This window comes from Streptomyces sp. NPDC014727 (assembly GCF_043083485.1).
Taxonomy (GTDB): Bacteria; Actinomycetota; Actinomycetes; order Streptomycetales; family Streptomycetaceae; genus Streptomyces.
In genome coordinates this window covers 1-5,509 of record NZ_JBIBYR010000064.1, presented here as the reverse complement: position 1 = coordinate 5,509, position 5,509 = coordinate 1, and the positions used below count along the sequence as shown (strand labels likewise).

Annotated in this window: 1 protein-coding gene; it reads left to right on the top strand. The window is 69.2% G+C overall.

All coding sequences use genetic code 11. The features are described from left to right. Nucleotides 1-5,509: amino acid adenylation domain-containing protein (locus ACF1B9_RS37755; RefSeq protein WP_391795985.1), on the top strand; the 5,509-nt coding region annotated here is incomplete at both ends.

Genomic DNA, 5,509 nt, shown 5'->3' with positions numbered 1-5,509 from the left:
CAACTCAACAACAACACCACCAGAATCGGACACCCCCTCCCCGACCTCCGACTCCACGTCCTCGACCCGAACGGGAACCCCACCCCGATCGGAGTGGTCGGCGAACTGTACGTATCAGGGGCGGGGCTCGCGCGCGGGTACGAGGCGCGGCCGGCCCTCACGGCTGAGCGTTTTGTCCCCGATCACCTGGGACAGACACCTGGAGCTCGGCTCTACCGCAGCGGGGACCTCGCCCGCTGGACACCCTCCGGCGACCTGGAATACCTCGGCCGGGCCGACGCCCAAGTCAAGATCCGCGGATACCGCATCGAACTCGGTGAGATCGAGGCCGAGTTGGCTCGGATGGCCAGCCTGCGTGAGGTCATCGTCCTTCCGTACCAGGAGACGAACGGGCGTACGGATCTGGTCGCCTATCTCGTGCCGGAACAGGGCACCGACCGGCCCACCACCAGCGAACTCCGCGACGCCCTCGCCGGCAACCTCCCCGACTACATGATCCCGAGGAACTTCGTCCTCCTCGACGCCCTCCCGCTCACCCCGCAAGGAAAGCTCGACCGACGCTCCCTGCCCGCCCCCACCACCGAACGACCCACACTCGAAACAGAGTTCACCCCGCCCCTACCCGGAACCGAAGAAGCTCTGGCCACGATCTGGGCCGACATCCTCGGTGTCGACCGCATCGGCCGCCACGACAACTTCTTCGACCTCGGCGGCGACTCCATCCGCAGCATCCAGATACTCGGCCGAGCCCGCGACAACGGACTCACCTTCCACCTCCAAGACCTCTTCCACCACCCCACACTCGCCGACCTCGCCACCACCACAACCACAACCACAACCACAACACAACCCACCACCCAACCCTTCTCCCTCATCACGCCCCACGACCGCAACCACCTCCCCCACCACCTCGACGACGCCTACCCCATGGCCGAACTCCAGATCGGCATGGTCTACGAAATGCAACGCGACCCCGACCGCAACCCCTATCTGAACGTGACGTCGCTGCATCTTCCGGGCCGGTTCGAGCAGGAAGCCTTCCGTGCGGCAGTATCCATGGTGGTGGAGCGGCATCCTGTGCTGCGTACCTCTTTCGACCTCAGTGGTCTGTCCGTGCCGATGCAATTGGTGCACGCGGAAGTCGAGATGCCTCTCGGCCTGGTGGACCTGCGCGGACTGAGCAAGGTCAGGCAGCGGCGTGAGCTGGCCGATTACGTCCGTGGGGAGCGGACGACGGGGTTCGATCCGGCAGTGGCGCCATTGTGCCGGATGACCGTCCATGTGCTGTCCGACGACGCCTTCCAGTGGACCGTCACCGACCACCACGCCATCCTCGACGGCTGGAGCCTCGCCTCCACCCTCGCCGAGATCACCGACACCTACCACACCCTCCTCGACGGCCACACCGCCACGCTCCCACCCCTCCGCTCCACCTACCGCGACTACATCGCAGCCGAACAGGCAGCACTCACCAACCCCACACACACCACCTACTGGCACAACCTCCTCACCGACCACCCCGACACCCGCCTCCCCCGCCACGGCGGCAACAGCGACTCCCCGCTCATCGGGGAACGACTCGACGACGAGGTGCATGAGCACGACGGCACCGGCGGGTACGGAGCGCTGGTCACCGTGGTGCCGCCGGAGCTCCTGTCGGCGCTGGAGGACAGCGCAGCCCGGATCGGCGTGCCGTTCAAGGCCGTCGTCCTGGCCGCCCACATGCGGGTTCTGAGCCTGGTCACAGGCAGCGCGGACGTCGTCACCGGGCTGTCGTCCAACGGCCGGCTGGAGGAGACCGACGGCACCGAGGTGCGGGGTCTCTTCCTCAATTCGCTGCCTTTCCGGCTGCGGTTGCCGGACGGCAGCTGGGCTGATCTGGCACGCGCGGTGTTCGACGCCGAACGGGAGATGCTGCCGCACCGCAGGTACCCCATGCCGGCGCTGCAACGTGCGCTGGGCGGCGCCCCGCTGTTCGAGACCGGCTTCGTCTACAACCACTTCCGCCACGTGGACGAGCTGGCCGAGGGAGGCCGGGCCTCGGTCTCCGGGCCGCACGACGAGACGGCCGCCGGTGTCGCCCGGACCAGCTTCCCGCTGCATGTGGCCATGAGCCGCGAACCGGGCCTGGCCGGCATGCGGATGGAGCTGGAGTACGACGCCAGGGAGTTCCCCGCGGAACAGATGCGTCTGATCCGCGACTACCACCTGCGGGCTCTGCGGGCGATCGCCGAGAATCCGGACGGCGCCCACCGAGCGGCCGTCCTGCTCGGCGAGGCCGAGCGGGCCCTGCTGGAACGCTGGAACGACAACGCCGCCGCTGTCCCCTCCACGCCCGTCCACGAGCTGGTCGAGGCACGGGCGGTGGCGCAGCCCCACCGCGTCGCCGTGGTCGCCGGGGAGCGGTCCCTGACGTACGGCGAGCTCGATGCGCGTGCCGACCGGCTGGCCCGTCATCTGCGTCGGCTGGGTGTCGGCCCCGAGGTGTTCGTCGGGGTCGGCCTGGACCGTTCGCCCGAACTGGTCGTCGGGCTGCTGGCCGTGCTCAAGGCCGGTGGGGCCTACGTACCGCTGGATGTCTCCTTCCCCGCGGCCCGGCTCGCGCACATGCTTCGGGAGGCGGACGTGCGGGTGGTCCTGGCCGGGGCGAGCACCAGGGACCTGGTTCCGCAGGGGCCATGGGAGACCATCGACGTGGACACCGTCGTTCTGCCCGAGGAGACGCGGTGCGACCGGGTCCCGGAGGCCGGCGCCGGACCGGACAACGCCTGCTACGCCATCTTCACCTCCGGTTCCACAGGGCGGCCGAAGGGTGTGGTGACCCGGCACCGCAACGTGACCGAGCTTCTGCACGGCGGTCCCGCGATGGAGCTGCGGGAGGACGACACCGTTCTCCAGATCGCGACGGTCGCCTTCGATGTCTCCACCTTCGAGATATGGGCGCCGCTGGTGGCGGGGGCCCGGCTCGTGCTCGCTCCGCCGGGACGGTACGCCCCGGCGGATGTGGCGGGCTGGGTGACGGATCACGGCGTGACGGTCCTCCACGCCACTGCCTCGCTGTTCACCCTGCTCGTGGACGAGCAGCCGCAGACGTTCGACGGTCTGCGCCGACTGCTCACCGGCAGTGAAACGGTTTCCGCACCGCACGCGGGCCGGATCCTCGCCCGTTGCCCTGAACTCGAGCTCGTCAACTGCTGGGGTCCGACGGAGACCACCACGTTCTCCGTCTGCGGCACCTTCACCGCGGACTCGCTCCCGGCCGGCCCGCTGCCGCTCGGCACACCGCTGGCCAACACCGAGGTCCGGGTGCTGGACGAGGCCGGCCACCCCGTGCCCGTGGGCAGCCCGGGCGAGCTGTACGTGGCCGGGCCGTGCCTCGCACGCGGCTATCTCGGCAGACCCGCGCTGACCGCCGAGCACTTCCTGCCGCATCCCTCCGTGCCGGGTGCTCGGCTGTACCGCACGGGTGACCGGGGGCGCTGGTCGCCCGAGGGTCAGGTGGAGTTCCTCGGCCGGGTCGACCACATGGTCAAGATTCGCGGCTATCGGGTGGAGCCCGGCGAGGTGAGCGCGGCAATCGGCGCTCACCCGCGCGTTCGCCAGTGTGTCGTGACAGCGCCGCGGGACGCGTCGGGACGGGCCGATCTGGTGGCGTACGTGGCGTGCGACGCCCCGGCGCCCGATGTGACCGAACTCCGGTCGGCGCTGCGGGAGAAGCTGCCGGAATACATGCTGCCGAAGGCATTCGTGTTCCTCGACGCGTTCCCGTTGACGGCCCAGGGCAAGGTGGACCGCGGCAGGCTTCCCGCACCGTCCGGGGACCGCCCGGAGCTGTCGTCCCAGTACCTGGCGCCGCTGCCCGGGGTGGAGGAACGGCTGGCGGTGATCTGGCATCAGGTCCTCGGGGTGGACAGGATCGGCCGGCACGACAATTTCTTCGACCTGGGCGGCGACTCGATCCGCAGCATTCAGGTGATCGGTCGGGCCCGGGAGGAGGGTCTGCTGCTGACGCTGCCCGTACTGTTCCGGTCCCCGACGCTCGCCGCGCTGGGCACCGAGGTGACTTCGGTGGCGGCGGACCTGCTTCCCGCACCGACGGCGGAGCCGTTCGCCCTGTTGTCGGCGAAGGACCGGCAGGCGCTGCCCGAGGGGCTGGTGGACGCCTATCCGATGGCAGCCCTCCAGGTCGGCATGGTCTACGAGATGGAGATCGACCCGGACCGCAACCCGTACCACAACGTCAGTACGGTGCGGCTCGGCGAGCGGTTCGAGGAGGACGCCTTCCGGCGGGCCGCCGAGCTGACGGTGGGCCGCCACGATGTCCTGCGTACCTCGTTCGACCTGAGCGGCTACAGCGAGCCGGTGCAGCTCGTGCACGATCGGGCCGAGACGCCCCTGACCGTCGTCGATCTGCGGGGTCAGGACGAGGGTGCGCAACGGGCGGCGGTGGCGGAGTGCGTCCGTAGCGAACAGGACGAGGGCTTCTCCGTGGCGGTGGCGCCTTTGTTCCGGATGACGGTCCATGTGCTGTCCGACGACGCCTTCCAGTGGACCGTCACCGACCACCACGCCATCCTCGACGGCTGGAGCCTCGCCTCCACCCTCGCCGAAGTCATCGACACTTACCACACCCTCCTCAACGGCAGTACTCCATCACTCCCGCCCTTCCGCTCCACCTACCGCGACTACATCGCAGCCGAACAGGCAGCACTCACCAACCCCACACACACCACCTACTGGCACAACCTCCTCACCGACCGCCCCGACACCCGCCTTCCCCGCCACAGCACTGCACTTCCCGACGGGCTCGTGGGGCCGTGCAGCGCGGGCGAGGTGCACCGCAATGACGCGGAGCGCCGGCACGGAGAGTTGATCACGCCCCTGCAGGTCGGTCTGGGCGATGGTCTCGACCGGTTCGCCCGGCGTTGTGGGGTGCCGCTGAAGTCCGTGCTGCTGGCAGCGCATCTGCGGGTCATGAGCCTCGCCACCGGCAGCCGGGACGTCGTCACGGGGCTGTCGTCCAACGGTCGGCTGGAGGAGACCGACGGAACCGAGGTGCGGGGGCTCTTCCTCAACACTCTGCCGTTCCGGCTGGAGCTGCCGGAGGGCAGTTGGCGGGACCTCGTACGCGCGGTGTTCGAGGCCGAGCAGGACATGCTGCCCCATCGCAGATATCCGATGTCCGCGATCCAACGCGAACTGGGCGGGGAACCGCTCTTCGAGACCGGCTTCGTCTACAACCATTTCCGTCAGATCGACACACTCGCCGGTGGGGCGGACACGGACGGCGATCGCGCCCGTGCGACCGGAGGTGGGCGGACCCACTTCCCGCTGCTGGTGGCCGTCAGCCAGGAGCCCGGGCACCATGGGCTGAGCCTGGAGATGGAGTACGACAGCGGCGAACTGTCCTCCGTCCAGGTGGCGTTGATGCGGGACTACTACGTGCGGGTGCTGGAGTCGATGGTCTCCGAACCGGACACCGCGTTCGGGGACGTCATCCTGCTCGGCG